General features: G+C 65.9%; 23 protein-coding genes and 2 pseudogenes. 9 read left to right on the top strand and 16 right to left on the bottom strand.

What is annotated here, in order from left to right:
* Positions 1-41: 41 nt before the first annotated feature.
* The 3 genes from ABN034_RS16055 to ABN034_RS16045 all read right to left on the bottom strand — a co-directional run bounded on the left by ABN034_RS16055 (position 42) and on the right by ABN034_RS16045 (position 4,005).
* Entirely contained in the window at positions 42-2,003 is a 1,962-nt protein-coding gene (locus ABN034_RS16055; RefSeq protein ID WP_349691816.1) for a GTP-binding protein, read from the bottom strand.
* Between the two features lie 152 nt (positions 2,004-2,155).
* Positions 2,156-3,082, bottom strand: coding sequence for a serine hydrolase (locus ABN034_RS16050; protein ID WP_349691815.1), 927 nt, complete (start codon positions 3,080-3,082; stop codon positions 2,156-2,158).
* Positions 3,079-4,005: a LysR family transcriptional regulator gene (locus tag ABN034_RS16045; protein WP_349691814.1), complete on the bottom strand. Its 927-nt coding sequence runs from the start codon at positions 4,003-4,005 to the stop codon at positions 3,079-3,081. Before ABN034_RS16045 ends, ABN034_RS16050 begins: the two co-directional genes overlap by 4 nt.
* A 113-nt stretch (positions 4,006-4,118) precedes the next feature.
* On the opposite strand from ABN034_RS16045, the gene bla reads away from it, so the two are divergent.
* Both bla and ABN034_RS16035 read left to right on the top strand, forming a co-directional pair.
* The gene (gene bla, locus ABN034_RS16040) at positions 4,119-5,045 is read left to right on the top strand and encodes a class A beta-lactamase (protein WP_349691813.1); all 927 of its coding nucleotides are present in this window, start codon (positions 4,119-4,121) and stop codon (positions 5,043-5,045) included.
* Positions 5,046-5,482: 437 nt separating this feature from the next.
* Positions 5,483-6,145, top strand: a complete 663-nt coding sequence (locus ABN034_RS16035; RefSeq protein WP_349691812.1) for an MBL fold metallo-hydrolase — start codon at positions 5,483-5,485, stop codon at positions 6,143-6,145.
* Positions 6,146-6,157: 12 nt separating this feature from the next.
* Here ABN034_RS16035 and ABN034_RS16030 read toward each other — a convergent pair whose 3' ends face one another.
* Positions 6,158-6,454: an ASCH domain-containing protein gene (locus tag ABN034_RS16030; protein WP_349691811.1), complete on the bottom strand. Its 297-nt coding sequence runs from the start codon at positions 6,452-6,454 to the stop codon at positions 6,158-6,160.
* A 1,101-nt stretch (positions 6,455-7,555) separates the two neighbouring features.
* Here ABN034_RS16030 and ABN034_RS34435 point away from each other — a divergent pair.
* The 3 genes from ABN034_RS34435 to ABN034_RS16020 are packed head-to-tail and all read left to right on the top strand — an operon-like array spanning position 7,556 to position 8,708.
* A complete protein-coding gene (locus tag ABN034_RS34435; protein ID WP_502879053.1) occupies positions 7,556-7,936 on the top strand; it encodes a helix-turn-helix domain-containing protein in 381 nt (126 codons plus the stop codon).
* Positions 7,921-8,256 (top strand): hypothetical protein, encoded by a 336-nt coding sequence (locus ABN034_RS16025; RefSeq protein ID WP_349691810.1) that lies wholly within the window; start codon positions 7,921-7,923, stop codon positions 8,254-8,256. Before ABN034_RS34435 ends, ABN034_RS16025 begins: the two co-directional genes overlap by 16 nt.
* Positions 8,253-8,708 (top strand): IS30 family transposase, encoded by a 456-nt coding sequence (locus tag ABN034_RS16020; protein WP_349691809.1) that lies wholly within the window; start codon positions 8,253-8,255, stop codon positions 8,706-8,708. Before ABN034_RS16025 ends, ABN034_RS16020 begins: the two co-directional genes overlap by 4 nt.
* Positions 8,709-8,837: 129 nt before the next feature.
* Here ABN034_RS16020 and ABN034_RS16015 read toward each other — a convergent pair whose 3' ends face one another.
* From ABN034_RS16015 to ABN034_RS16005, 3 genes are all read right to left on the bottom strand, one after another.
* On the bottom strand, positions 8,838-9,605 hold the full coding sequence (locus tag ABN034_RS16015; RefSeq protein WP_349691808.1) for an aminoglycoside adenylyltransferase domain-containing protein: 768 nt from the start codon (positions 9,603-9,605) through the stop codon (positions 8,838-8,840).
* A 749-nt stretch (positions 9,606-10,354) separates the two neighbouring features.
* Complete coding sequence (locus ABN034_RS16010; RefSeq protein WP_349692012.1) at positions 10,355-10,696, bottom strand: phosphotransferase; 342 nt, start codon at positions 10,694-10,696, stop codon at positions 10,355-10,357.
* 150 nt (positions 10,697-10,846) lie between these two features.
* Positions 10,847-11,554, bottom strand: a complete 708-nt coding sequence (locus tag ABN034_RS16005) for a sensor domain-containing protein (protein WP_349691807.1) — start codon at positions 11,552-11,554, stop codon at positions 10,847-10,849.
* A 277-nt stretch (positions 11,555-11,831) separates the two neighbouring features.
* On the opposite strand from ABN034_RS16005, the gene ABN034_RS16000 reads away from it, so the two are divergent.
* A complete protein-coding gene (locus tag ABN034_RS16000) occupies positions 11,832-13,019 on the top strand; it encodes a hypothetical protein (protein ID WP_349691806.1) in 1,188 nt (395 codons plus the stop codon).
* A 443-nt stretch (positions 13,020-13,462) separates the two neighbouring features.
* Here the strand turns inward: ABN034_RS16000 and ABN034_RS15995 are convergent, their stop codons facing one another.
* The 3 genes from ABN034_RS15995 to ABN034_RS15985 form a co-directional block, all read right to left on the bottom strand.
* Positions 13,463-14,065, bottom strand: a complete 603-nt coding sequence (locus ABN034_RS15995) for a hypothetical protein (protein WP_349691805.1) — start codon at positions 14,063-14,065, stop codon at positions 13,463-13,465.
* 361 nt (positions 14,066-14,426) lie between these two features.
* A complete protein-coding gene (locus ABN034_RS15990; RefSeq protein ID WP_349691804.1) occupies positions 14,427-15,824 on the bottom strand; it encodes a hypothetical protein in 1,398 nt (465 codons plus the stop codon).
* 39 nt (positions 15,825-15,863) lie between these two features.
* Positions 15,864-17,264, bottom strand: a complete 1,401-nt coding sequence (locus ABN034_RS15985) for a hypothetical protein (RefSeq protein ID WP_349691803.1) — start codon at positions 17,262-17,264, stop codon at positions 15,864-15,866.
* A 462-nt stretch (positions 17,265-17,726) separates the two neighbouring features.
* On the opposite strand from ABN034_RS15985, the gene ABN034_RS15980 reads away from it, so the two are divergent.
* A complete protein-coding gene (locus ABN034_RS15980) occupies positions 17,727-19,052 on the top strand; it encodes a hypothetical protein (RefSeq protein ID WP_349691802.1) in 1,326 nt (441 codons plus the stop codon).
* Positions 19,049-19,978: a hypothetical protein gene (locus ABN034_RS15975; RefSeq protein WP_349691801.1), complete on the top strand. Its 930-nt coding sequence runs from the start codon at positions 19,049-19,051 to the stop codon at positions 19,976-19,978. Before ABN034_RS15980 ends, ABN034_RS15975 begins: the two co-directional genes overlap by 4 nt.
* Positions 19,979-20,122: 144 nt before the next feature.
* Here ABN034_RS15975 and ABN034_RS15970 read toward each other — a convergent pair whose 3' ends face one another.
* From ABN034_RS15970 to ABN034_RS15950, 5 genes and pseudogenes are all read right to left on the bottom strand, one after another.
* Positions 20,123-20,515: a carboxymuconolactone decarboxylase family protein gene (locus ABN034_RS15970; protein WP_349691800.1), complete on the bottom strand. Its 393-nt coding sequence runs from the start codon at positions 20,513-20,515 to the stop codon at positions 20,123-20,125.
* Positions 20,514-20,795: pseudogene (locus ABN034_RS15965) on the bottom strand (transposase); the annotation flags it as partial. The gene ABN034_RS15970 and the pseudogene ABN034_RS15965, both read right to left, overlap by 2 nt.
* 183 nt (positions 20,796-20,978) lie before the next feature.
* Positions 20,979-21,965 carry an aldo/keto reductase gene (locus ABN034_RS15960; RefSeq protein WP_349691799.1) on the bottom strand — a complete coding sequence of 329 codons (987 nt, stop codon included), beginning with the start codon at positions 21,963-21,965 and terminating at the stop codon, positions 20,979-20,981.
* A gap of 2 nt (positions 21,966-21,967) precedes the next feature.
* Positions 21,968-22,378 (bottom strand): (R)-mandelonitrile lyase, encoded by a 411-nt coding sequence (locus ABN034_RS15955; protein ID WP_349691798.1) that lies wholly within the window; start codon positions 22,376-22,378, stop codon positions 21,968-21,970.
* The gene (locus ABN034_RS15950) at positions 22,375-23,271 is read right to left on the bottom strand and encodes a helix-turn-helix transcriptional regulator (RefSeq protein ID WP_349691797.1); all 897 of its coding nucleotides are present in this window, start codon (positions 23,269-23,271) and stop codon (positions 22,375-22,377) included. Before ABN034_RS15950 ends, ABN034_RS15955 begins: the two co-directional genes overlap by 4 nt.
* Positions 23,272-23,404: 133 nt before the next feature.
* On the opposite strand from ABN034_RS15950, the gene ABN034_RS15945 reads away from it, so the two are divergent.
* The gene (locus tag ABN034_RS15945) at positions 23,405-24,664 is read left to right on the top strand and encodes a multidrug effflux MFS transporter (protein ID WP_349691796.1); all 1,260 of its coding nucleotides are present in this window, start codon (positions 23,405-23,407) and stop codon (positions 24,662-24,664) included.
* Between the two features lie 209 nt (positions 24,665-24,873).
* Here ABN034_RS15945 and ABN034_RS15940 read toward each other — a convergent pair.
* Positions 24,874-25,049 (bottom strand): annotated as a pseudogene (locus ABN034_RS15940) (IS256-like element IS1395 family transposase); the annotation flags it as partial.

Here is a 25,049-nt window from a genome sequence, read left to right as displayed (position 1 = left end):
GGCGGCGTGCCGACCTGGCCCCGCGGCCATGCCAGGATGCCTCATACACCTCGCTTCATCTGCCGTAGGTACTCGGTCCGGTTGAGTGGATGCACGCCTGTATGCGGGCGGCTCGGCGCCGTGCCGCTGACCGGTTCGTAGTGGTCCAGGGCCGACTCCAGCACGCCTTCACCGCGGGTCAGTCCCGAGAGTTGTTCTTGGAGCAGATGCACTCGTCCTGCCGGGATCACACCCTCGATGGTGCACTCCGAGCCGCGAATCACCGGTGTTTCCGGCAGTGCGCGCAACCGCGCCAGGGCCGCCAGCATCTGCCCCACGGTGTCGGCGGGGACATCGAGATGGAGGCGGTGGATGGGCTCGCACACGATGGTGCCGGCGCGGCTGAGAGCGTCCATCAGCACCAATGGCGTCAGGAGGCGGAAGTCCTTCGCGCTCGTTGCCGAAACGAAACCGGACTTCGTCATGGTCACGATGCAGTCAGTGACTTGCCATCCGTGGATTCCTTGCCGGAGGGCGTTTCGCACTGCGGTTTCGACCGTCCTGCGGAACGCCTCCACGTCCTTGAACGCATGGATCGGTATTCCGTCGATCGTGACATCCGGCCGGAACTCGATGCCGGCACCGGCGGGCGCGGGCTCAACTCGAAGCCCGACCGTGGCGACGTACGGGTTCTCTCCCTTCCCGAGCACCTCGAGTGCAGTGCCGGTGCCAGCAGGTCGTTCGACGCAGATCGCCGTGGTCTCGCGGAACGTGACGTCGATGGCGTACTCGCTTGCCAGGGTGGCCTGGATGACTTCCTTCTGCACTTCACCGTAAAGCGAGAGGTAGATCTCCTGGCGGACATCGTCTTGTCGAAGGTTGATCAGCGGGTCCTGCTCGGCGAGTTGCGTGAGCGCGGAGTGAAGCGCGCCCTTGTCGGCCGGATTGCTGGGCACGACGACCGTTTCGAGGGAAGGCGGAGCGAAATAGTGTCCAGCTGTGGTGCGTGGCGTGCCGATGGCGTCGCCGATCTGGATGTCGACAAGGCCTGTCAGCTTCGCGATGTGTCCGGCTGTGACCGTGCCCTGATGGACGGCTTTGCCGTGGTCGAAGAGGTGGATGGCCGTGACCTTGCCCTCGGCATTGTCGCCGAAGCGCAGCCGGTCTCGGATGCGTACGGTCCCGGAGAACACGCGGACGTAGGCGATCTTCTCTCCTGACGGGCCGCGCTCGACTTTGAAGACCGAGCCAGCGACTGGACCTTCGGCGTCTCCTTCGACCGTGGGCAGGAACTCGGTGATCCCCTCGATCAAGGCCTCGACCCCGGCGCCGGTGACCGCCGATCCGAAGTACACCGGATGCACCTGCGCCGCACGGAGCTGGGTGACCAAGGCATGTCGGACCTGGTCGTACGGAACCTTCTCGTCGCCTACGTACGCGGCAAGCAGTGCGTCGTCACGGTCGGCGAGCTGGCTGGTCAGCCGGGAGGTGAAGCCAGGATCGGCCGGGTCGTACGGCGTGAATCCTGGATCGTGGGTGCCGAGACCGTAGGGAGATCCCATCGCAATGATGCCCGGGGTGAGTCTGTCGGAGATGCCCTGCAGGATGGGCCCCTCTTGTGCCCCGCTGCGGTCGATCTTGTTGATGAAGATCAGCGAGGGAACGCCCAGCCGTTGCAGGGTACGCATCAGTACGCGGGTCTGGGCTTGGACGCCTTCCACCGCCGAGACCACCAGCACCGCGCCGTCGAGGACGGTCAGCACGCGCTCGACCTCAGCGATGAAGTCGGGGTGCCCAGGCGTGTCGATCAGATTGATCACGACCCCGTTGACCTCGAACGAGACGACGGCGGACTTGATCGTGATGCCACGTTGGCGTTCGAGCGGCAGCGAGTCGGTCTGAGTGTTGCCATCGTCGACGCTGCCCAGCTGGTCGATGACGCCGGCTACGAAGAGCAGCCGCTCGGTCAGTGTGGTCTTACCTGCGTCGACATGGGCCAAGATTCCCAGGTTCAGCGTTCGCACTGCATGTCACGTCCTCCACATAGCTGGCAGTTCGCGTGGACATGAACGCACGACGCATCGTGGGGCCCCTTTCATCGATCGATACTTTGTCCAGGAGCGAAGCAGGTCGCCGTCCGACAGGCAACCGCATTTGCGCGCAGCGGGCGCTGCCTTCAGCGGCGTAGCGCCTCGAACGCCGATCGGGCCGCGGCGCCGATGGCCAGGTCGACGTCGTGAGCGATCATCGCTCTGCGGGTCGACCGGGTAAGGGCGGCGATCGCCACCCGGTCGCCGGACTCTGCTTCGACCACGCCGATCTCGTGCCGCAGATGGAGGAACGACCCGGTCTTGCCGCTCACCCGCAGTGTGTCCGTCCGTAGGTCGGAGGACAGCCGGTAGGTGAAGACCTGCAGCGACATCAGTCGGCGCAGCTCGGCAGTCGCCGCCGGGACCGCGATCTGGTCGAGCCACACCCGCTGCAGGAGATCGACGAGCGCTTCTGCGCTGGCGACGTTGCCCCGCCCGGGGTCGAGCAGCTCGATCACATGGTGCCCGGTGCTCTCGGACTTGATCGCGAGCTCCATCGCCAGGCCGAAGTCGTTGCCCGCCACACCGGCGGCGCAGTCGTACATCCGTTGCATCCGGTGCCTGATCTTGATGTCGGTGCAGCCCCACTCACGCAGGCTCTGCTGCACTCCGTCGACGCCGACAAGGTCGACGAGTGTGTCCGCGGCCGCGTTGTCGCTCACCGAGAGCATCTGGTACACAAGGTCGCCGACCGCGATGGTCACGGGATGGCGGTACGCCGCGATTCCGGTCGGCCCGAAGCTGGCTGCTCCCGGGTCGATGGTGATCTGCCGCGCGGCGTCGAGTGCACCGGTCGCGGTGCGTTGGAGTACGGCGAGCGCGAGCGGCACCTTCACGACCGACGCCATTGGCAGCGGCGTGTCGACGTCGAATCCGAACTGATCCCCCGTGCTGATGTTCCGCGCGAGCAGGTGCCCCTGGACGCCGAGCCGTTGCCAGTCGGTCGCGACGGACTGGGCGAGCGGGAGCAGCTTCGGTGAGCTGGCGACGTAGGCAGGTTGGCGTACGGTCACGCCTGCACCGCCAGTCGCGTGCGCGCGTCGTCGGCGTCCTGCCGGTACTCGGGGACACTCCCGACGGCGGCGCCGAGCAACGGGAGCAACCAGTCCGGGGCCTTGGGTGCCAGCTGGTACCCCCTGCGCACCGGGATGTCGGGCAGTCGCACCCAGGTGACCTGGTTGCGTCGCGCAAACTGCTCTGTGCAGAGCAGCAGTCCGGTGCCGGCGAGGGTCTCTGCGAGCGCGGTCGCCGTCGACGACGCGACCTTGACCCGTTCCTCCGGCAGCCCGGCACGAGCGATCGCCCTGCGCAGCTGCTCGACGAACTGTGGCAGGTCATCCTCCGGGGTGACGAGCAGCGCCGGGTCGGCATTCGAAGCAGCGCCCCGGCGGGGGCGGAGGCTCTCCAGGTGGGCGACGCCCCCGCCAGGCCCGCCGCGTGGCATCGCCCCGGCAAGGCCGAGCGGCACGTCGAGGTCCGCGGAGTCCGCTGCGTCCACGGGAACGCGAACCAGCGCGAGGGTCAGGGACCCGTCCGCCAAGGCGTCGGAGCGAGCCAGTGCGGGCAGCTCCCGCACGCTCACAGCGACCCCGCGGTCAGCCGCGGCGCGGATGACGCGGGCCAGCGCCGGCGGGTCGCAGTCCGGCGGCACACCGAGCACCTGGACCGCGGACGCCTGGGCGGACCTGGCCACGTTGCGCAGCTGCTCCACCCTTCGCAGCACATCCTGCGCGTGCGGGAGCAGCAGACTGCCGAACCGGGTGATCTCGATCTGCCGCCTGGACCGGTCGAAGAGCTCACCGCCGAGCTCCCGCTCGAGGGTCTTGATGCGGCGGCTGAGCAACGGTTGTGCGATGCCGAGGAGATCCGCGGCACGGGAGAAGCTCTGCTCCTCGGTGACGGCGACGAACGTCTCGAGGTGCACGAACAGGTCCATGGCCGACTCATATCAGATCTGCATGGTTCGTTCAATGTTGTGTCTTGGACATGACCGCAGGTGAGCTGGTTGGCTCGCCCGTGTCGTTACCCTCTCTCGAACCTGGAGCACAGATGCCCTCGACCTCACCGGTGTCCCGTCGTTCGCTGCTCAAGACCGGCCTCACCGCCTCGGCCGCCGGCGTGCTCGTGTCGGGGGCCGCCGCGGTCACCGCCACTCCGATGGCCACCGCGACATCGGACCCCGGCGTCAACCAACAGCTCCAAGACCTGGAGAAGCGGTACGCCGCGAGGCTCGGCGTCTATGCGCGCAACGTACGTACCGGCGAGACCGTCAGGTACCGCAGCGGCGAGCGGTTCCCCATGTGCTCGACGTTCAAGAGTCTGCTCGCGGCGCACGTGATGCGCGACTACGACAACCGCGGCGAGTACCTGGAGCGCGTCCTTTACTACGCCGAGGACGACCTGGTCGACTGGTCGCCGATCACCGAGAACCTCGTCAACACCGGGATGGCCGTCCGCGACCTCTGTATGGCCACGATCGCGCTCAGCGACAACACGGCGGCCAATGTGCTGCTGCGCGCGACGGATGGCCCTGGCGGATTCACCAGGTTTTGCCGCTCCCTCGGCGACTCGTACACCCGACTGGACAGGTACGAGCCAGACATGAGCGCGAGCGTCCCCGGCGATGTGCGGGACACCACCACGCCGGAGGCGATCGGCCGCGACTACGCGCACCTCGTCCTGGGCCGTGCGTTGAAGCCGTTCCATCGCGCCCAGCTGGTGTCCTGGCTGAAGGTCAACACCACGAGCGGCAGGCGCTTCCGGGCAGGCCTGCCGGACGACTGGGTGCTCGGCGACAAGACCGGCACCGGCGGTTTCGGAACCGCGAACGACATCGGCATCGTGTGGACACCCAAGGGTACGACGCTCGTCCTCTCCGTCATGTCCAGCAAGGAACTCGAGGGTGTTCCCGCGGACGACCACCTGCTGGCGGAAACCGCCGGCCTGCTCGCCCGCACGCTCGCCCCGCACGAGTGACAAGCGAACGCACGGAAGGATCTGCCGCTGGCCACACGAACGAATGCCCGACCCGACTCGGGTACTTCGGTGTGCGGCATCGCTGCGTACAGGACTAAGGATGTCCGGTATGCCTGCCACACTGGCTTTGCCGGCTCTGCCCCTGATCGGCCAGCGGACGGTCCGCAGGTGAAAGGAATGATGCGGCGATGACTCAGCGCATCTCCCCGAGTGTGGAGGTCATCGACCTCGCGCCAGGTCTTTGGATCTGGCGGCTCGAGCACCCCGCCTGGAGTGAGGGTCACGACTGGCAGGAGGTGGTGACGAGTGTCTGCGTGGACGCAGGCGACGAAACGTGGCTGGTCGACCCGCTGCTTCCGCCGGAGGACGCGACCGACGTATGGGATCGATTCGCCGACAGACCGCCTACGGCGGTTGCGGTCCTGCTTGCCGATCACATGCGTGAGACCTGGAGCGATCGCCAGACGTGGAGCGTCGATGCGCTGGTGCGCCGATACCGATGCCGCGCCTTCGGCCCGAACGCCTTTGATCCCGACATGATCGACAAGGTGGGCCCGGCAGAAACCGAGGTGCAGAAGATCGTGCCCGGCCGTGAGCTGCCGGGGGGCCTGCTACCTTTCCGGGATCCACGTGGCTGGCATGAGACGCCACTGTACCTTCCACAACAAGGGACTCTGGTCTTTGGCGACGGCCTGACCGAGCGAGCTGGATCGTTGAGGGTGTGGATGTCACCCACTCACGAGGAACGCGCTCTGCCTGACCTGCGTGCGATGCTGGACCTTCCGTTCGAGCGTGTGATCATCTCCCACGGCGAGCCTGTCCACGACCGCGAGGCTTTTCAGCAAGCGCTGGAGCGTCCACCGTGGCCGGCTTCGTCGCTTCACATTGCCGCCTGGCGCGGAGACCTCGAACAGGTCCGCAAGCTTGTGGAGGGTGGCGCTGACCCGACGGCGCGATCTGAGCCCGACGAGCCGTACGGGAACTCCGACCTGACCCCGCTGGAGTGGGCGGTCAATGCATCCCGCCTACAGTCGGAGCCCACGCACGACGACGTCATCGTCTACCTCAAATCGGTAATGAAGGCGAAAGGCATGGCGTAGAGGGTCACCTCGTCATGGGCACTGCCTGACCACATGGAACTCCACCCGGTAGAGCATCGTGTCGTCTTGGATCGGACCGGCGTGTGCAGCGCGACGACGAAGGGTCTCACGGTCGGGCTCTCCTGTCCGGTCGAGATCCTCCTCCCTGATGGACGAGAACGGAAGCAGCTCGATCTCGTCGATCTCAATCATCACGGACCCGCTCCGGTAGACGCCGCCGACCTTGACCTTCGGTCGCGACCAGAGCCGGTAGGAGACGGTGATGGTTCCGTCCGCTACTCGGTCGCGAAGATCGGCACTGAACTGCATGCCGCAATTGTTGCCGGAAGAACTCCGGCTATTCAATCGCAAACCTGCCAGGGTCAAAGGCGTGAATCGCCGCACGGACAGCCGGGAGTCCTCGGCCAACCGGATCGAGTACACCAAGGACCGCGCCCGGTTCCGGCACTCGGCTACAACGCCGCGCGCCAGGTCAGAGGGGTAGGGCGGGCGGGACTCGAACCCGCGACCCAGGGATTGTGAGAACGCTCGCCGAGCTGTCCCAGGCGTTCTACCTGCGACTTTGCAGTCGTGCCGCCCCTCCGGATTCGACTCCACGTGCATCGCGTGACCGCAGTTCGCACCACAACCCGCACCACGCGACGGCCGCCTGCGGCCCTCTACTAAAGAGGCAACGTCCAGCGTTCCGGCCATCCTGGCGCAGCGCGGCATGATCGGCAGCGTACGGTTAGCCCTCCCCAAATTCTATCGGTCGACGCAACGCCTTCTTCGAAGGCGGTGGGCGATGTACCTGGGATTGGATTCGGCTGCTGGTGTTCGGTTTCTGGATTCGGTGAAGGAGGGGCGCGGTCTCAAACCGTCCGCCCGTGCTGCCGGGGTGGGCACGGAGACGGCCTACCGGTGGCTTCGGGAGGCGTTCATGACCCTACGCGAGCAGGGTGTGAGCACCGCTGAGGCGCAGTCGTCGTTGGGCTACTTCTCGTCGCTGGTGGACCGTTGGGAGCAGCAGCGAGTCACCCGCAGGGTTGATCCACGACACCATCTCGCTGTCGCCGAAGGTGTCGAGGGTGCGTTCTGGACAAGCTTCTTCGCCGGGGCGCGCTGGAGGTGGCACGGCGGGCTGCCGGTGTGTCGCGGGCGACTGCATACCGGTGGTGGCGACGACAGTTCTTGCAGATGCGCGAACAGGGCCTGTCAGTTCGCGCGGCCGCGGCCCGGCTGCGGGTCCCGCTAGGTCGGGCAGCAGCTTGGGAGGCCGAACGCCGGGAGGCCGAGAAGACTGCCCGGGCCGCGCGGGCGGCAGCGGAGCGTCGCGCGGTGCGCACCTCTGCACGTCACGTCGAGCTACTGCTGCAAGCGCGGCGACCGCGTAGCGATGTTGCACTGCGCGACACGCGGTACTGACAACTGATGCGTTTCGGGCTGACGAACACCGCAGCCTGCAAGATCCTTGGCGTGAGCCGACGTACAGGTGTGCAGATCCGTGCCCGTCATCGTCAGCAGGCGTCTGCGCCGCCCCTCTCAGCCGCACCGTCGGGGCGTTACCTGTCACTGCGCGAGCGGCTGCAGATCGCGGACTTGTTGCGGCTGGGCTGTTCGAAGCGGAAGATCGCCACCGAGCTGGGCCGCAGCCCGTCGACGATCAAACGCGAACTCGATCGGCACCGTGACGAACAAGGCCGCTACCTGCCCCAGACCGCCGACCACGCCGCACGAGTACAGCGTCGCCGACCCCGCGAGCCAGGCTGGCCGTCAACCCGGCGCTGCGGAAGCTGGTGCAACGCAAGCTGAACCGCTGCTGGTCACCGGACGAGATCAGCGGCTGGCTGCGCAGCACCTACCCCGACGACAGGCCCATGTGGCTGTGTCCGGAAACGATTTACCGGGCGCTGCTCGTCCCTGGCGGGAAGGGCCTGCACAAGCGCTACTGCCGCAAGCTTCGCACCGGCAGGCGAATCCGCAAGTCCCGCTGGCTGACCCGGTCCGGACATGGTGCGGCGGTGCGCGACATGACGATGATCGACCAACGGCCGGCCGAGGTCGAAACCAAGCAGCAGGCAGGGCATTGGGAAGGTGCCTCATCCTTGGCGTCAGATCTGGCTCGGCGATGATGACGCTGCGGGAACGCAAAACCCAGTACGGGATCGTGGTGAACCTGCCGGACGATCACACCGCTGAGACGGTCAACGCCGCCGCCATCAGCGCGTTCGCGCCACTGCCGGCGCACATGAAGCGAACCCTGACCTGGGACCAGGGCGTGGAGATGGCCCGACACCGTGACCTTGCCGCCGCCACCGGCATCGACATCTACTTCGCCGAGCGAGCCAGCCCCTGGCAACGCGGCGCGAACGAGAACTTCAACGGCCTGCTCCGCCAGTACTTCCCGAAGGGGACCGACCTATCCGTGCACCCCGACACCCACGTCGCTACCGTGATGCGCGAACTGAACTGCCGACCCCGCAAGGGCCTGGACTACGACACCCCTCAGGCTCGTTTCCGGACCGAAATGCGCAGCCCGCAACCGAACATCCCGGCCGCAGCGGTGACCGGCTCGGCCACCTGACGAGCTCGCCAAGCCATCCGCAGCGCCAGCACAATTGCGAAGAAGACGCCGCCGCTTGGAGCGCACACGTAGCCGTCGGTCGGGTCGCCGCCGGCCATGGGCGCGGAGTCAGGGTGCCCAGTTTGAAGCTCAACGCCCGGGCAGACTCTCGACCAGTGAGCAGATCTCCCGACAGAAGGCCGACACCCGTTCGGCAATGAGGGACCGATCACCGGGCGCCGGGACGCAGCGGTAGACCCGTACGGCCGCAGCGACATGTGCCCGCGATTCGGGCGAGAGCTTGTCGAGTGCCCAGGCAGCGGCGTCGAGCTTGAAGTGAACAACGTTCTGGGTGGTGAGGCTGAGGAGAACCCGGCAGAGCCGCAGCGTCAGCCCGGCCGGATGGCGATGGTCATCAATGGCGATGGCGTCAGTGAGTTGGGCGACCAGCTCCGCCTCGATCTCAGCCCGGTCCGGGCGAGGAACGACCTGCTCCGGTGGCAGACCATGAACCAGGACGTAGGCACCGGCGAACCATTGCGCACGTTTGATCGCCCAGTTCTCATCGCGCTCCTCGGCTGGCCAGTTCAGGTCCCGAGGTCGCCGGGAGGAGCGGGCCTCGTCAAGCAGGACGTACCAGGCGTCGAGCTGCGAAATGGCGAGGTCAGAGCAGATGGTGCTGTGCAATTTGTTGACTCGCTCGAGCTCGTGACTGTCCGGGGCACGCCGGACGACGACATGCAGGTCGACGTCGCCCGGCGACCCGCCAGGAGCCAGCTGGCCCCCGTAGAGCCACATCGCAACGAGGTTGTCGCCGAGGAGATCACCGATACCGCGGGCCAGCCGCACCGATGCCGACTTGGCCGGTTCACCAACCTCGGCAAGCCGGCGTTCGAGTTCAGCGTCATTGATTGTCACTGGCCGGCCCGCAGAGGAAGCGCGGTGAGGCCCGTGTCGACCGCGGACGTTGCACGGGCCTGCCTGCGTCAAATGGCAGACGCGGGAGAAGCGCTCCCCCGCGTGGGCACGCAGGATTTCCTCGAGGCGACGACTTGAGCTCTGGCAGGCCATGCACGGTCGACCAGATGTCCGCCAGACGCTCGGGATCGCGGGTCACGAACGTGACGTCTCCGAACCTCAGCATGCCCACTTGATAGCACCAAGCGATGGCCGGTGGCACCTGACTTCCGCGTCGCGCGTTCGAGCTTGGCGGTTGGGTGGTCTCACGGCCGGACGTCGCGCCCCATTCGACGGCCAACCCGGAGCGCTCGACCGGAGAAACCCGCGCTCCAGATTGCGCAGCGCAAGTAGCTGCTGCTGGCAGGACCAACCGCCCGCTCAGGGCCCTATCGAACAACACGGTAGTCACCAGGTGCCCTGACCAACCCTGCCGCCCGAGCACAGCGCAGGAGCAACCGCCGCACAGTAAGCTCAGCACCCAACAGGCAAACACAAGCGTTGCATCGACCGCTGGAATCCGCCCCTCGAGAAGTGAGATTGTCACCGGACCACCTATCTGAGACGTGCCGGCCGCGACCGCAGTCCTCCCGCGCCTGTCCGGCCGGCGTGTCCGGTTGTCGTTCCCTTGCGGACATCCGCATTGTCGCCGTCGTGCTCGCGCAGGGATCGACGGTTGGCGTTCCCTAGCGGTCGCTTTTCGGATTCTGCTAGTCGATCCGGGTTTCGACGAAGTCGAGCCAGCGTTCGGTGAGCGGGTCGGGGAAATGTCGGATCGACCAGTCCACCAGCCGCAGCGACAGCACGGCCCAGTAGGGCCGCAGTTCGTCCGATGTGAGCTGCTCATCGAGGGCTTGGTCGATATGGCGTGCGACATCGTCCTGCAACCGGTCTGGCGGGCCGGCGAAGCGCATGACCACGATCGCGAACCGTGCGTCTCCGCGTGCAGCGCCGATCCAGTCCACTATCCCGGTCAGCGTGCCATCCTCGCCGACCAGCACGTTACCGGGGTGGTAGTCGACGTGGGCTGGGAAGTCTGCCCACGGCAGCATCACCAACTTCCAGCCCTCCCCCACCTTCAGCGGAGGTGGCTAGACGCCCCGACAACGTTGCGGCCACGTCGTGCATCGTGAGGCCCCACATGTGCGGCGGCATCTTGGCCGGCCAGGAAGGCGCCTGCATCTGGGCATCTCCCCACGTGCTCAGTCGAAGTAGCTGAGCCGGGTGAGGGCGGCTTGTGCCGTCGGCAGGGCCGCGGCTGGGTCGTAGGTCGCCAACGTGCCGTAACGGTTGACGCTGATGACCGCGATCGCGCGCCCGTGCTGAACGACTGCTGCCGTCATGTCCTCGAGGAACTCGGGGTCGCTCGTGGCGAAATCGGCGTTCCACACCGTGCCCCGGCCGCCGGTAGGGTCGGCGACGTCGCCCACGTACGTGACGGGGAGGTCGGCGCCTGTCTCAGCATGCCGCTCTTGACAGGTCGTCAACTCGGTGGCGAGCTGATCGTAGGCGCTGGCGGCCGTCGCCGCGTCAGGGAACAGCAGGACGTCTTCTTCGACGGAGGCGTCATAGCTGGTGGCTGTATCCGATACGAGAATGCGGTTGCGGAAGGCTTCACCGCTGAGCTGGGCGTACGTCGCTTCCCGGCAGGGGTGACTGACCTCGTCCCAGGGATCTCCAACGACCTGGATGCGGTCAGGACGCGGGATCCGCCATGGAATGGTGCCGGCATAGGGCGCGTCGTCGGTGACGAGCATCGCCGCGCGAGCACGTCGTAGTTCGGTGAGAGCGTCCGTAGGCGCGGCGACAGCTGGCGCACCGACCCCACTGATGGTGGAGCTGCGGGTCAGGGCTGGTTCGGCAGCGGCAGCTGGTCCAGCAGTTGTCGCGCCGACGACAGCGGTGGTCACGGCCACAACGGTAGAGGTCGCCAATGCTGTGGTCATGGCTTGAAAGCGCACACCCATGAAATTCTCCCCTCGTTGGTGGGTCCGGGATGGTGGCGTGGACCCCTTGCTTTGAGGATGCACTGAACGTCCCCTGGGTTGCCTTGGCCGCTCCAATTCTTCAGCTGGGCGAGAACGTGGCGAGAGTTTTCTCAGCGGAGCAACTCCACCACAGCTGTGGGCATCTCTTCCATGAACCTTTCGATCTTTGGCGAGTGAGAATCCTCAGCGGAGGTGCTTCATGAGGACAGGCAGACTGATCAGAGAAGCCGCGGCGATCGCGGTCGCGGTGCTCGCATTAGCGACTGCCGCAGCCGGCAGCCGCACGGCGATGGCAGGCAGCACGACACCGTCGGCCGCACCCGCGGAAGCATCGACGTGGGAGATGGTCCCGATTCCGTCGGTGCGCGGGCAGGCGGATCTCACCGAGGTGACGGCCTTCAGCCCATCGGATGCATGGGCGGTCGGATACGTTCGTGGCCGGACGGGGGTTCGCACCCTCACGCTGCACTGGGACGGCGCCCGGTGGACGCGTATCCCGAGCCCCAACCGAAGTCGCGCGCAAAACTGGCTATTCGCAGTCGCGGGATCCTCGTCCTCAGACGTATGGGCGGCCGGCTACGACGTCGACGCCGACGGAACACACCGCACCTTGCTCATGCACTGGAACGGCATGCGCTGGCAGGTGGTGCCGAGCCCGAGCGATAACACCCTCGACAGCATGCTGGTCGGCGTCACGGCGTTGTCGCCCACGGATGCATGGGCGGTTGGATCCGTGACTGCCTGGCCGTTCACCGAGCAGACGCTGGTCCAGCACTGGGACGGCGATCGCTGGTCCGTGGTCGAGAGTCCCAACCCCGGTACGACCGGGCTCGGCAGCAACCTGCTGGACGTCGCGGCATCGTCGGCCGCCGATCTATGGGCGGTCGGTGACTACGACGAGGGCGACATGGTGATGCGTACGCTGACCGAACACTGGGATGGCACGTCGTGGACCGTCGTACCGAGCCCGACCAGACGTGACGGCGCCCTGCTCGGCAGCGTGGCGGCCGATTCGGCCACGGAGGCGTGGGCCGTCGGCTACGCGTATGGACCTACACACCTGGAGCCGCTCGCCCAGCGCTGGGATGGCTCCTCTTGGCAGGTCTCCACGACACCCACCTTCGACGGCATGGATGCGACCTTCGCCGACGTGGCCCTTCGCGGACCGGACGACGTATGGGCCGTCGGAGGGCAGGGCACCGACACACTCATCGCGCACTGGGACGGCCTTACATGGAGCGTCGTTCCTGGCGTCGACCCGGGAACCGTCGGAAGCAGCCTGACAGCCGTCACCGCGGTCCCAGCCAGCACCTGCCTGTGGGCGGTGGGCCAGTTCACCGACGGCGAACGCGCCGAACCCTTCATCGAACGCTCGTGCACTCCGTAGGATGCCGCGCCCCGGCGATAGGGCAACCGGCGTTGACCACGCCACAAGCGGAGTGCCCCCGACAACGTGCTGTAAAGACGCGCAGCACCCATGAGTCGCCGCATCCGCGTTTATCCACGGGCTACGTCGTCGGCTCCGCTTCCACACCGGGCACCACGGCCGGGCATGCGTTCTGGCGCAGACGGACTGCCGGCACCGGTCATCGCACGGCGTCCGACCGCGGGCGACGCGGCCTTGAACGCGAGGTAGCCACCTCCGCGTGCGGTCGCGCCGGCCGCGGCTGGTCCCTAGCCCGCCCGCTACCGGCGTCCTGTCGTGGGTCCTACGCCCGGCTCTGCCACCACCGACGACGAAACCACGACCTCTGATTGCGGCTGTAATACTCGGAAGCCGCAGCCCACGACGCCCCGGAATCCGCCGATCTGCGTGAGGGAGTCCACTGGCTAGCCGGCAGACATGACCAGCGCGTCAACGATCCAGTACATGTCCGGCTCGCCGCTGAAGGTGAGATCTACCGTACGGCCATGGGCGCCACCGTCGATCTCGAACTTCAGCCAGGCGAAGTCACCCGCAGGCAATGGCGTCCCCGTTCGGGCCAAGGCCTGATCACCGGAGGAAATGGTGACCGGATTGGCGAGAAAACTCGGATCGCCGATCAACGCATACGTGTCGTGGACTCCTGGTGGCACAACGAGCCGGAGTGTGGCCGGTCTGGTGGCTGCGACGAAGTCACGCAACAACGCATCAGGGCCACCACGGTCACGACACTGTGGTCGCGTGTCGATCCAGCCGTAGGTACGTACGCCGTCCCACATATCGTTGGGAGTCAATCGGTGATAGCTGTCGAACAGCGGACTCGTCCCACAGCCGGCATCGAGCGCCATCGCGGCAGAGTTGGCCGGAGGTGCCAGGGCGACGAGCGTGCTGGCCGACACGGGTTCGCCCTGGCCGGCACGAGCACTGGCGACGAAGGTGAGTTCGTAGGCACCGATGTTTGCATCTCGCGGCGGCGTGACCGACACACCGTACGTTGCGGAGACTGGCAAGCCGTCACTGTCCAGCCGGAAGCTCTGTTGGGCCGGGTCGAGGGCCCAGCCGCTAGGCCCGACCGCTGACAGCGTGCCGCTGATGCTGTGCCGCGACTGACCCCAGACGGTAATGGATATCTCGTACGGCTGTTCCGGGACCGCCGCCAGTCACCTCGGCGATAGTTCGATACCAAGCCTCGGCGGATACTGCGTACCGCTCTCCTCTCGCGCGTCCGCCGAGACAGGAAAGCACGTCACAACGGCAACCGTCATGACCACGGTAGCGACGACCCGTGCCTGGCCGTGCAGGATTCGCATAACGGGATGGGGCGCCGGCCGCCTCCCAGGCATCGCACTCACCGGCCTGTCACATCGGAAGTCAACCGAAACAAGGATGCCGCCCCTGAATCGAGCACCAGGTCAAGTCGTCTGCTGGGGGTCCTGACAGTCTCGTATGCCTGGGCAGCCGTATTGAACACGTGGACTCCGTCCCGGGCGACGGCGGACCCGAAGGTGCGGCGTGCCCGGGCTTCACGGTCGAGCGCGTAGTTGACGACCAGCAGCCACCGGGTGGACGTGTCCTGCCCGGTGAATCGACCGAGAATGACCGGATACCAAGTGTGCCCTCGACGATCTCGCCCGGTTGAAACGCGGGCAGTCCAGCGGGTGGAGTGGCGAGCAGGTTCGCGACACTGACCGACTCCGACGTCAGTGGTTTGAGCTGCCTGCCCACTCTGGACAGCCAGGTGTTGTTGATTTCCTTCGCGCTTTCGTAGCGCTCCGTGCGCTGGCCGTCTTGAGTGATCATTGCGCCCTCACGGCCGGCATATCCCTCGCCACGGGCTGGGTCGGGAGTCCAGTAGGTGAAGTACTGGATGCCCTTACAGCCATAGGCCAGGCTGACGTTTACCTGCCAGAGCAGCTCGGCCTTGGTCGGGGCACGATAGCCGAGGTGGGGAACCGACAGGATGTAGGTCCACATCGGCAGGTTGTGTTCCAGACCAGCCGCCCGCACGTTGGCCCAGTTTTGAAACCAGGTCTGGTCGATCCTGTCCGTGAATAGCGGATAGTGGTCGAATGAGATGAGCGATGGCCTGACGATCTCGATGAACGATCGCAGGCTGTCGCGGTTGATGGACGTACGAGCGTGCAGGTTGGTGTAGGGCAGCCGTCCAGGACTCACCTTCCGAAACAACTCGAAAGCTCGGCCGATCGTCTGGAACTTCTGGGGATCGGGTTCGTCGTAGAAGCTGATTCCGGCGAATGAGCGATGCGCTTGGAAGGATCCGATGAGCTGCTGTACCACCGCCCGCGCCTCCGCGGTCGACATCTCGAGAAATCCGGCGCCAGTCTCTGTGATCGAATGCGTATGCATCATGTCGAGCAGACGCCAGTCGTCGGCTACAAGGTACGCAAGACCAGTCTCGTCCGCCCACTTCATGGCATGGTTCAGGATGTAGCGATCCAGCAGATAGTTGCCGCTGATCACGAAGGTGAAGCCTGCTTCGGCAATCTCCTGATAGCGCTCGATCGTCGTCTCCAGCGGTGGCGGCGGCCAGAAGATTCCGATCGGAAACGTGTTGCCATCGATCAACGGCAGGTTGTCGGCACCAACGGTCGCCTGAGCGGTTCCGCCGAATCCTGTCGTCGCGTGCGCCGGGTTCGACCCTGATGACAGCGCCGCCAGCGCGCCAGCACCTGCCGCGCCAAGCAGCACACGGCGGTTGATCGGCGGCCCGTCGATCGCCCCACCACCGGGCCACCGGCCAGCTGGCATCGAATGCTCCCTCATGAGTACTTCGCTTTCCTCACCGGCCTACCCGGTGCTCAGCAGAGTCGCAGCGCCGGGCGCGAGAACGAGGTCCAGGTGGGAGCCACGTTCGGCGAGCCAGCGGTCGGCTTCAGGTTCGTACCGTTCGATCCGGCCGGCGCTGGCCGACCCGAACTCCACCACCGATCGCGCGGTGGTCGCGCTGTGCCGGTTGGTGATGAGCAGCCAGCGTGTCCGGTCGCCAGGATCCGCGGACCGGAACCGTCCGAGGACCAGGGGGCTTCCAACGACGGAACGGACGTAGCCGTCTGGTTCGAAGGCGCTCGCGCCAGGTGGCAGTGGATCGTCGTTGGCGTGGACGACCTGTTCGGACACAAGTGGTTTGAGCTGCCGTCCTACCTGTCGCAGCCAGCGGGTGTTGACGTCTCGTGCGCCGTCGTAGATGTCGGTTCGCTCGCCGTTCACAGAGACGAGGGCTTTGCGGTAGCCCTCTCCGCGGGCCGGATCTGGCGTCCAGTACGTGAAGTACGCGATGCCCTTGGCGCCGTAGGCGAGGCTGATGTTCACCTGCCACAGCAGGTCCTCCGCGGTGGGGTCCCGGAGGTCCAGATGTCCGACCGACTGGATGTAGGTCCATGTCGGCAGACCGGTCGCCAACCCTTCGGCCCGGACTCGTGACCAGTTGTCGAAGTAGTTGGGGTCATTGGTTCCGTCGGCCCGCAAAGGGTAGCGGTCGAAGGAGATCACGGAGGGCTTGACGGTGCTCACGAACTGCCGCACATACTCGGTGTACGCATCTCCGCGCCCTGGAAAGAGATTCGCGAACGGCAGCAGTGTGGGCGCGAGCTCCCGCAGGAGGGAGAAGGCGATACGCACGGTCTCGAACTTCTCGGGTCGCGGCTCGTCGTAGAAGCTGATCCCGGCAAACGCGGGCTGGTTCGCCCAGAAGGACAACACCTCCTTCAGCATTGTTCGCGCCTCGGCTCTCGACAGAGAGCGAACCTCGCTGCCGTCCTCAGAGATATTCATCATGCGTGTCATGGTCATCAGGCGCTCGTCGGCCGCGACGACCATCTTCAGGCCGACTTCGCCAGCTACGCCCATGGCATGCCTGATCACCCACCGGTCGAGCAAGTAGTTGCCAGTCATCACCCATGTGAATCCGGCGTCCTTGATCTCTCGGTACCGTTCGACAGTGGTCGCGAACGGATGAGGGGGCCAGAACAGTCCGATCGGAAACTCCGGACCGCCGATCAGCGGGAGCTCCGAGGTGGACGGGGTCGATCCCTGCCAGGAAAGAGGCGTGCTTGCCGCCACGGCTGCGTTACTGGTGGTGGATGTGCCCATCGCAGTCGTACCAAGCACCGACGCCGCAAGCAGAGTACGCCGTGGAACTCGGTACTCGGCAGTCTCACGAGGCTTTCCCGTAGATCCGAACTCACCCATGCCCTCTCCTCTTTTCGACCACTTCGGCGTCGGACACGAGAAGCGTCGGAAGGCGCTTCCCGATCCCTCTTGTCGTAATAGTCCGGATTCTGGGCGTGCTCGCCGCCTGAAGCGATGGCGTCGCCATGCTGCGCGCGCAAGGTCAGCGATGTCGAGGTTTTTCGACGAGGATCGAAAGGCATCGACCTTGCGGCCTGAACGAGTGTCCGTGTCCGGCACAGTCGAGCGATGTTCTTGATCCCCAGTGCTTCCTGTGCTCCGATGTCAGGCGCCAGTCGCTGCGGGCGAACTCACTGGCGGGCAGCGCAGATCCTCTCAGCCGTCACCTGGACGGACGGCTGACGAGATGTGTCCTCTGCCGTTCGGCGCTGTACAGGATAAGCCGTATCCGTGTCGTAAGTCGCGAGGGAGTTGCCCATGGTCCCTGGTTGCATCGGTGCGAGGCAGGAGCGGAAGGAGCGAGTGGGTCGGCGGCGTTTTCTGCGACTGGGCGCCGAAGTGGTCGGTGCTGCGACTGCTGCTGGTCTGGCCGGGACAGGGAACGCTTTCGCCACACCTGCCTTGCTCACATCGTCGTCGGCTAGCGAACTTCCTCTGCTCAATGGTCCGGACTACCCGATCGGCTTCTTCTGGCCGCCACCACAGGAATTTACGACCAATGAACGATACGCAGAGATCGCCGAGGCCGGATTTACGTGGGTACTCGGGGTGAACGACATCGTCGACTTTCCCATCAACGACACGATGCTGCGGCACTGCGAAGATAACGGACTGCACGGCGTTCCTACCGACTTCAGAATCTACCGGATTCGCGATTATCCGCCCGAGGACTGGCAGGAGGTCTTCGCCACGACCCTGACTGAATACCGGCGCTATCCGGCGTTCGTCGGTCTCCACCTCCGGGACGAGCCTCGCCCGGACTGGTACCCGAGCATCGCGGAGGTCATCCGGATGGGCCGCGAACAGGCACCGGACGTCCTCTTCCACACCAACGCGGCACCTTGGCATCTTGGCCAAGACCTGCGGGAATTCGTCGAGGCACTCCGCCCACCGATGCTCTCGTTCGACAACTACCCACTGATGCGCGGCCGGGACTCGCCCGGGTTCTTCGAACAGTGGGGCCAAGTTCGGTCACTGGGCCTGGAGTTCGGCATTCCGACATGGACCTACATCCAGTCCTTCGCGAGCGCGTCCTACCGCAGTCCGACAGCGGCCGAGGTCCTGTGGCAGATCAACGTGAGTCTCGCGTACGGCTGCAAGGGCATCCAATACTTCACATATTGGACGGTGCCGAGCTACAGCGAATACGGCACGGCGCTCATCGGTCTCGACGGGCAACGCACCGAGCTCTACGAGGTCGTCAAGCAGATCAACAATGGGTGGCTTTCCCGGATCGGTCGCCAGCTCAAGCCGATGACGTCGGAGGTGCTCGGCATCGCTAACCTGCTGGACTCGCCACCACCGGGACTGCCGCCCTTCCGCCCTGACGGATACATCACGGAGTCCTGGGGAGACGCGGCCATCCTCAGCCGGCTCAGCGAACCGTTTGAGCCTGACCACCGGTGGCTGCTAGTCGTGAACTACTCGCACGACCTGCCCAGCCGAACGCGCCTAAACCTCGGCCCGCAGGTGAGCGGCTGGGGCATCACGGAGTTCAATGCTTCCACCGAGACCTACGACGAGGTGGACGTTCCGCAGAAGCGGCTTGAAGTCACCCTCGACGCGGGGGCCGCCCGTCTCTACCGGCTACCTGTGAGTCATGAGGAGAGGGAGGTGCCGCAAGCATGACCGTAGCGATGGAATGCCGTTCGAGCATCCGCCGCCGCAGCCTCGCCGCAGTCGGCGTCCTCGTCCTGGTGGCGGGCGCGGTGACGGCCGTCACCGCCGAGCGGAGCAGCGCTGCGGGCGACACGATGCCGACGCAGGTCGCGGTGCACGTCTCCCCGGAGCAGGACCTGGTGCCGCACCGATCCACACATGCGTTCGAGGTGACGATCTGGGGCCAGGCACGAAACCGGCTCGGCGGGATTCTCGAGGTGTCGGGTCCGCCCGAGTGGCAGATCAGCCCGGCGTTGCAGCGCTTCGACCTGGACAGTGACGGCCTGCCGGTCAGCCAAACCTACACCGTCTCAGTCACGGCCCAGCCGGAGGCCGGAATCTTCGATAAGGACACGATCACCTTCACGGCGAGTACCGACAGGTCGGACGGGCCTGATGCTGCACGCGACTCCACGACCGCCGTGGTGGAGCCGATCTGGTCGGGTGACGACGTACCGATCGCCCTGGACGCCGGCCCGACCGGGAGCCCTGTGATGGAGACCTACCACGCCCTGACACCGGAAACGAGGTGGGATCCGGTCCGCGGGTATGGGTGGGTCGACACCTGCCCGAGCGCCCGTGACCGAGGAGCGCCAGACCTGCTGCGGCGCGACTTCACGTTCTCCAGTGCGGTGTGCACGCTCCGACTAACCGTTCCGCCTGGCATCCATCAGGCCTTCCTGCTCACGGGCGACCCGCTGTACCAGTCCAGCCACACGGTCGTCTACGTCGACGGGCAACGGGTCGCGGAGACCGATCACCTCCTCGGAGCGGGCGAGTACTCGTGGCTCACGTTCGACCTTGACGGTAGGGAGGCTGGGCGTCAGGTCGACATCGTGCTCGACGGCGAGGACTACCAGGAATACTGGCGCCTCGGCGCACTCGTGGTGGAGTAGCGACCCCGCCAGCTTGCGGACAACAAAGTGGGCCGAGGATGCTGAGGAGTCATCGTCCGGGGTAGGCCGTCGACGTACGCGGCCGCCGGGACGCTGCCTGATCGGTTCGTAGTGCACGATCAGTGCTCCTCTCGGGCTCGTGCCCTACGCGTGGTCCGGCGTCAGGCCGGCAACCAGATTGAATGCGCCGGTGAGGATGTTGAGGGCGACGATCCCGACGACGTCAGCAATCTCTCGGTCGCTGTAGCCGTGGCCGTGCAGGATTTCGATCTGCTCATCGGTGATGGAGGCGGGCTCGCGGCAGACCTGCAGGCCCAACTCGATCATGGCCGCGATCGCTGGATCGTCGGAGGTGCCCGCCCGGGCGCGGTCGACCTCTTGCCCGTCGACACCTATCGTGCGCGCGGCGTTGATGTGGGATTCGAGGCACAGTCCGCATCCCTGCTGGGTTTGGACTGCGATCGAGATCCGTTCGCTGATCTTTCGGCTCAGCTTGGCACGTTTCATGGCGCGGCTGAGTTGGAGGTATCCCCTCACCAGCCGCCTCCGAGACGACCGTCTTCTTCCTCGTACCGTTACGAACGTTGGCAGACTCCCGGTCGGGCTCGACACGATTCTTCTCGTGCCCGAGATGCTCCGTCATCTCCTCACCCAGCGCTGTCTCCAGCACATTCTTGGTGAACAACTTCAACAGCCCGTCCGGGCCAGTCAGCGCCAGGCCACGCTCCCGAGCCTGCGCCACCATCGCCGCAGCTGCGGCCTGCTCCGCAGACCGCCGCCGCCCACCGTCATCCGTCTTCTGCTGTCGAGACCCCATGGCCCCAGATGTCATCACTGTCCGTGCCCATCCCGCCGAATCCAGCCCGGCGTGTCGAGCCGGAAACACCGTTCAGTGCACAGTCCCCGAGGCTCTGGTCGATCTGGTCGTGCGGCTTTACGGATCTCAGCACGGGCCCGGGTGGGTGGTGCTCTTCGGGCGATCGGCGTGCGGTGGATAGGTTTAGCGGCCGACGAGTCCGAGGTGGAACTCGTTGTAGCGTGCGCCTTGGATCCCGACGCGTTGTGCGAGGGTGTCGAGGTCGGCGAGCTCATCTGCGGACAGCGGGACTTGTGTGGAGCGCGCGTTCTCCTCGATTCGGGAGGTGCGGCGGGTGCCGGGGATGGGGACGATCCAGGGTTGTTGGGCGAGCAGCCAGGCCAGTGCGACCTGGCCGGGGGTGGCGCTCTTGTTCTTCGCGAGTTCGGCGACGTGGTCGACGAGTGTCTGGTTAGCGGCACGGTTTTGTTCGGTGAACCGCGGGATCGTGGTGCGAATGTCACCTTCTGTGAATGTGGTGCTGGTGTCGACGGTGCCGGTGAGGTAGCCCTTGCCCAGCGGGCTGAAGGGGACGAACCCGATGCCGAGGTCGGCGAGCGTGGGTAGCACTTCGAGTTCTGGGTCGCGTGTCCACAGCGAGTATTCGCTTTGGACAGCGGTGACGGGGTGGATGGCGTGCGCGCGGCGGATCGTTGATGCCGATGCTTCGGACAGTCCGAAGTGTTTGACTTTGCCGGCCTGGACGAGGTCGGCAACTGCCCCGGCGACGTCCTCGATCGCAACGTCAGGGTCGACGCGATGCTGGTAGTACAGGTCGATCACGTCGGTGCGCAGCCGTTGCAGCGACTTATCGGCGACCTGCTTGATGTGTTCGGGGCGACTGTCCAGGCCGACCAGTTTGCCGTTCTCGAAGTGCCATCCGAACTTCGTTGCGATGATCACTTGGTCGCGGACGGGTTGAAGGGCCTCACCGACGAGTTCCTCGTTGACGAACGGGCCATAGGCCTCGGCGGTGTCGAAGAAGGTGACGCCGAGCTCGACGGCGGACCGGATCACAGCGATCATGTCGTCGCGGCTGCCTGGATTGGGTCCGTAGCTTTGCGACATGCCCATGCAGCCCAGACCGATCGCGGAGACCTCTAAACTTTGTCCGAGGTTGCGTGTGTGCATTGTCAGCCCCCCGCTGCTGCGCGGTAGTCCTCGTCGGTGACGTGCTCGAACCAGCCGTCTTCGGCATCCGCGCCGTTGGAGGTTTCGAGCATGGCGAGGTGTTCGGTGAAGTCCTCGGGTGCGGCGCCGTGCCAATGTTCTTCGCCGGGTGGGGTGTAGATCGTCTGACCAGGCGTGGCGCGGATGACGGTCCCGTCACGGGTGCCCAGCAGGGCGATTCCTTCGGTCACATGCAGGGTTTGGCCGCGGCCGTGGGCGTGCCACGCGGTGCGCGAGCCGGGGGCGAAGCGGACCCGGCCGACGATCATGCGCTGGTCGCCGTCTCTGGGTGCTGCGATTGGGTCGACCCACACATCCCCGGTGAACCAGTCAGCCGAGCCCTTGTTGGTCGGCGACTTGGGTTCGATGTTCATTGCTGGTTCTCCTTGGCGGGGGTCGTGCCGCGGGCTGTGTCGGGATCTGTCTGGGTGGCTGCCCAGCTGGCGAGCAGTTTGAGGTTTTCTTCGGAGAGGCTGCCGGGTTCGGCGGTGTAGATCAGCAACGACAGGCCGGGTTCGGCGGTGAGTTCCAGCCCTTCGTAGGTCAAGGTGAGATCGCCGACGACGTGGTGGTGGAAGTTCTTGGTGCCGGCACCGTGCCGGCGCACGTTGTGCGCACCCCACCGAGTTCGGAACTGTTCGCTTATCGTCGAGAGTTCCCCGATGAGGTCCTGCAGGTGTTTGTCGTGGGGGTCGCGGCCGGCCTCGGTGCGCAGGATCGCGACGCTGACATCGGCGGCGGCGTCCCAGTCCGGGTAGAAGTCGCGGGAACGGTCGTCGAGGAAGTTGAACCGGGCCAAGTTCCCCCGCCCCGGTCCGTCGAAGACCTGGTCATAGAACGCCCGACCGAGCGCGTTGGTGGCCAGGATGTCCAGCCGTCCGTTGCGGACAAACGCAGGACCGGCCGTGATTGCGTCAAGAGCGAGCTGCAGACCCGGCCGCGGCACCCACTGTTTGGGCCTGCGCCGTGGCGGGGTGACGGTCGTCTGGTTGGCAGCGCGTGCGAGATCGAACAGATGTTCCCGTTCAGCGTCGTCGAGTTGCAGGGCGCGCGCGACCGCGGACAGGACGCTGTCAGAGACGCCGGCGAGGCTGCCGCGTTCGAGCTTGGAGTAGTACTCGATGCTCACGTCGGCGAGCATCGCGACTTCGCTGCGGCGCAGCCCGGGTACCCGCCGATTGCTGCCAGCCGGTAGGCCCGCCTGATCGGGGGTGAGTTTGGCGCGACGGGTGGTGAGGAACTCGCGCACCACATCCCGGTTGTCCACGCCATCGACGCTACGACACCGACCAGAGGCAAGGGATGCCCTGCCAGTACACCCTTCGGCAGAGACTCCCGCAGGCCAGCAAACGGCGGTTTGGTGGACCTGCTCCGTTGATCGTCCAGAAGGGCTCACCTCGATGCCGCAGCACCACCAAGCACAGGCGCAGGCGCGGGTTGGTGTCGGACTGTCGATCGTGCTGATGTTGCTGACGGTGTTCGGGCCCATTTCAATGGATATGTATCTGCCGGTACTGCCACAGTTGACCGACCAGTTGCGCACCTCGACGTCGGCGGCACAGCTGACCATGACGGCATGTCTGGTGGGTTTGGCCTTGGGGCAGATCATCGCCGGGCCGCTGTCGGATCGGTTCGGCCGTCGCCGGCCGTTGCTGATCGGAATCGCCGCATACGTGCTGTTCTCGCTTGCGTGCGCGATCAGCCCGTCGGTGCCCATGTTGATCATCGCCCGGCTGTTCCAAGGGGCCGCTGGAGCAGTGGGGATCGTGATCGCCCAGGCGGCCGGCCGTGACCTGTACGACGGCGGCCCACTGGTGCGCTTTTATGGCCGACTGGCGGTGATCGGCGGCCTGGCGGCCATCATCGGCCCAGTCCTCGGCGGCCAGCTCGCCGCGATCACCGACTGGCGCGGCGTGTTCCTCGTTCTTTCCGGTATCGGCGTCATCATCTTCACGGTGTGCCTGATCATCTTCGGTGAGACTCTTCCGGTCCAGCGGCGACACTCGGGTGGCCTGGGCAGCAGCGTGCGATCGTTCCAGCGACTACTCCTCGACCGGTCGTTCGTCGGTGCGCTGCTGGTGGGCGGGTTCACCGGCGCGGCGTTGTTCGCCTACCTCGCCGGGGCTACCTTCGTCCTGCAAGACATCTACGGGCTCTCCCCGCAGGAGTACTCGTTCGCATTCGGCCTGAACTCGCTGGGGTTCATGCTCTTCGGCTTCCTCGGCGGCCGAATTGCCGAAGTATCACACTGGTCGGAACGCGGTGCTGTGGCCGTCGGCCTGACGGCCTGTGCCGCCGGCGCCGGCGGTTTGCTGATCACCGGTCTACTACAGCTGCCGTTGATCGCTTTCATCGTGCCGCTGTTCGTCATGGTCGCCGGTGTCGCGTTCGCCTCCCCGGCATTGACAGCGATCGCGTTGCGGGACTTCCCGACCATGGCCGGCACCGCCGCCTCCCTCCTCGGCCTGACCCGCTACGCATTCGGAGGTCTGGCCGCCCCGCTGGTCGGGGCCGCCGGCCCGCACACGGCCACACCGCTGGGCATCGTCACCCTCACCGCCGCGGCCGCAGCCGCGCTCGCCTTCCTGACAGGGATCCGAACCCGCAAACCCACGGCGCCGCTCCCCTCATTGACAACAGCCCTCGAAAGGACGACCTGATGTCCGTCGAGCCCTCCGGTGCCCAGCGTCCCACCTCTACTACGCCCGCCAGAACGGGGTGTCACCCACGCCAAACTGACCGAGACGATCACCCACCTGGCGTTCCATCCGGCGACGTCGGGTACGAGCAGCATGAGGACCCACAGAATGGATCGGGGTCAAGTCCATTGGTGTGGTGTATCGGTCGTGTCGCGTGATCCGTTGGTTGGTTAGGCGCTGAGCGCCGGGATGGTGTTGTCGTTCACCTCCTCGGTGGTTGGGTTGGGGGCGCGTCGGGCTTTGGCGAGGAGGTCGAGGCCGAGGTAGCGGCGGCCTTCGATCCATTCGTCGTGTTGTTCGGCCAGGACGGCGCCGACAAGGCGGATGAGGGCTGCTCGGTCGGGGA

The sequence above is a fragment of the Actinopolymorpha sp. B11F2 genome (genome assembly GCF_040195635.1).
Taxonomy (GTDB): domain Bacteria; phylum Actinomycetota; class Actinomycetes; order Propionibacteriales; family Actinopolymorphaceae; genus Thermasporomyces.
The sequence above is the reverse complement of the archived record's forward strand: the minus strand, read 5'-3'. Positions and strand labels throughout refer to the sequence as shown.

Excerpts from the sequence above, each read along its gene's own strand:
- ABN034_RS16010 (WP_349692012.1), bottom strand. The coding sequence starts at position 10,696 with ATGCTGCCGTGGGCAGACTTCCCAGCCCACGTCGACTACCACCCCGGT.
- ABN034_RS16030 (WP_349691811.1), bottom strand. The coding sequence starts at position 6,454 with ATGCAGTTCAGTGCCGATCTTCGCGACCGAGTAGCGGACGGAACCATC.
- ABN034_RS15960 (WP_349691799.1), bottom strand. The coding sequence starts at position 21,965 with ATGCACACACGCAACCTCGGACAAAGTTTAGAGGTCTCCGCGATCGGT.
- ABN034_RS16035 (WP_349691812.1), top strand. The coding sequence starts at position 5,483 with ATGCGTGAGACCTGGAGCGATCGCCAGACGTGGAGCGTCGATGCGCTG.
- ABN034_RS15955 (WP_349691798.1), bottom strand. The coding sequence starts at position 22,378 with ATGAACATCGAACCCAAGTCGCCGACCAACAAGGGCTCGGCTGACTGG.
- ABN034_RS15975 (WP_349691801.1), top strand. The coding sequence starts at position 19,049 with ATGACCGTAGCGATGGAATGCCGTTCGAGCATCCGCCGCCGCAGCCTC.
- ABN034_RS15990 (WP_349691804.1), bottom strand. The coding sequence starts at position 15,824 with ATGCCAGCTGGCCGGTGGCCCGGTGGTGGGGCGATCGACGGGCCGCCG.
- ABN034_RS16000 (WP_349691806.1), top strand. The coding sequence starts at position 11,832 with ATGAGGACAGGCAGACTGATCAGAGAAGCCGCGGCGATCGCGGTCGCG.
- bla (WP_349691813.1), top strand. The coding sequence starts at position 4,119 with ATGCCCTCGACCTCACCGGTGTCCCGTCGTTCGCTGCTCAAGACCGGC.
- ABN034_RS34435 (WP_502879053.1), top strand. The coding sequence starts at position 7,556 with ATGCGTTTCGGGCTGACGAACACCGCAGCCTGCAAGATCCTTGGCGTG.
- ABN034_RS16045 (WP_349691814.1), bottom strand. The coding sequence starts at position 4,005 with ATGGACCTGTTCGTGCACCTCGAGACGTTCGTCGCCGTCACCGAGGAG.
- ABN034_RS15945 (WP_349691796.1), top strand. The coding sequence starts at position 23,405 with ATGCCGCAGCACCACCAAGCACAGGCGCAGGCGCGGGTTGGTGTCGGA.
- ABN034_RS15985 (WP_349691803.1), bottom strand. The coding sequence starts at position 17,264 with ATGGGTGAGTTCGGATCTACGGGAAAGCCTCGTGAGACTGCCGAGTAC.
- ABN034_RS16020 (WP_349691809.1), top strand. The coding sequence starts at position 8,253 with ATGATGACGCTGCGGGAACGCAAAACCCAGTACGGGATCGTGGTGAAC.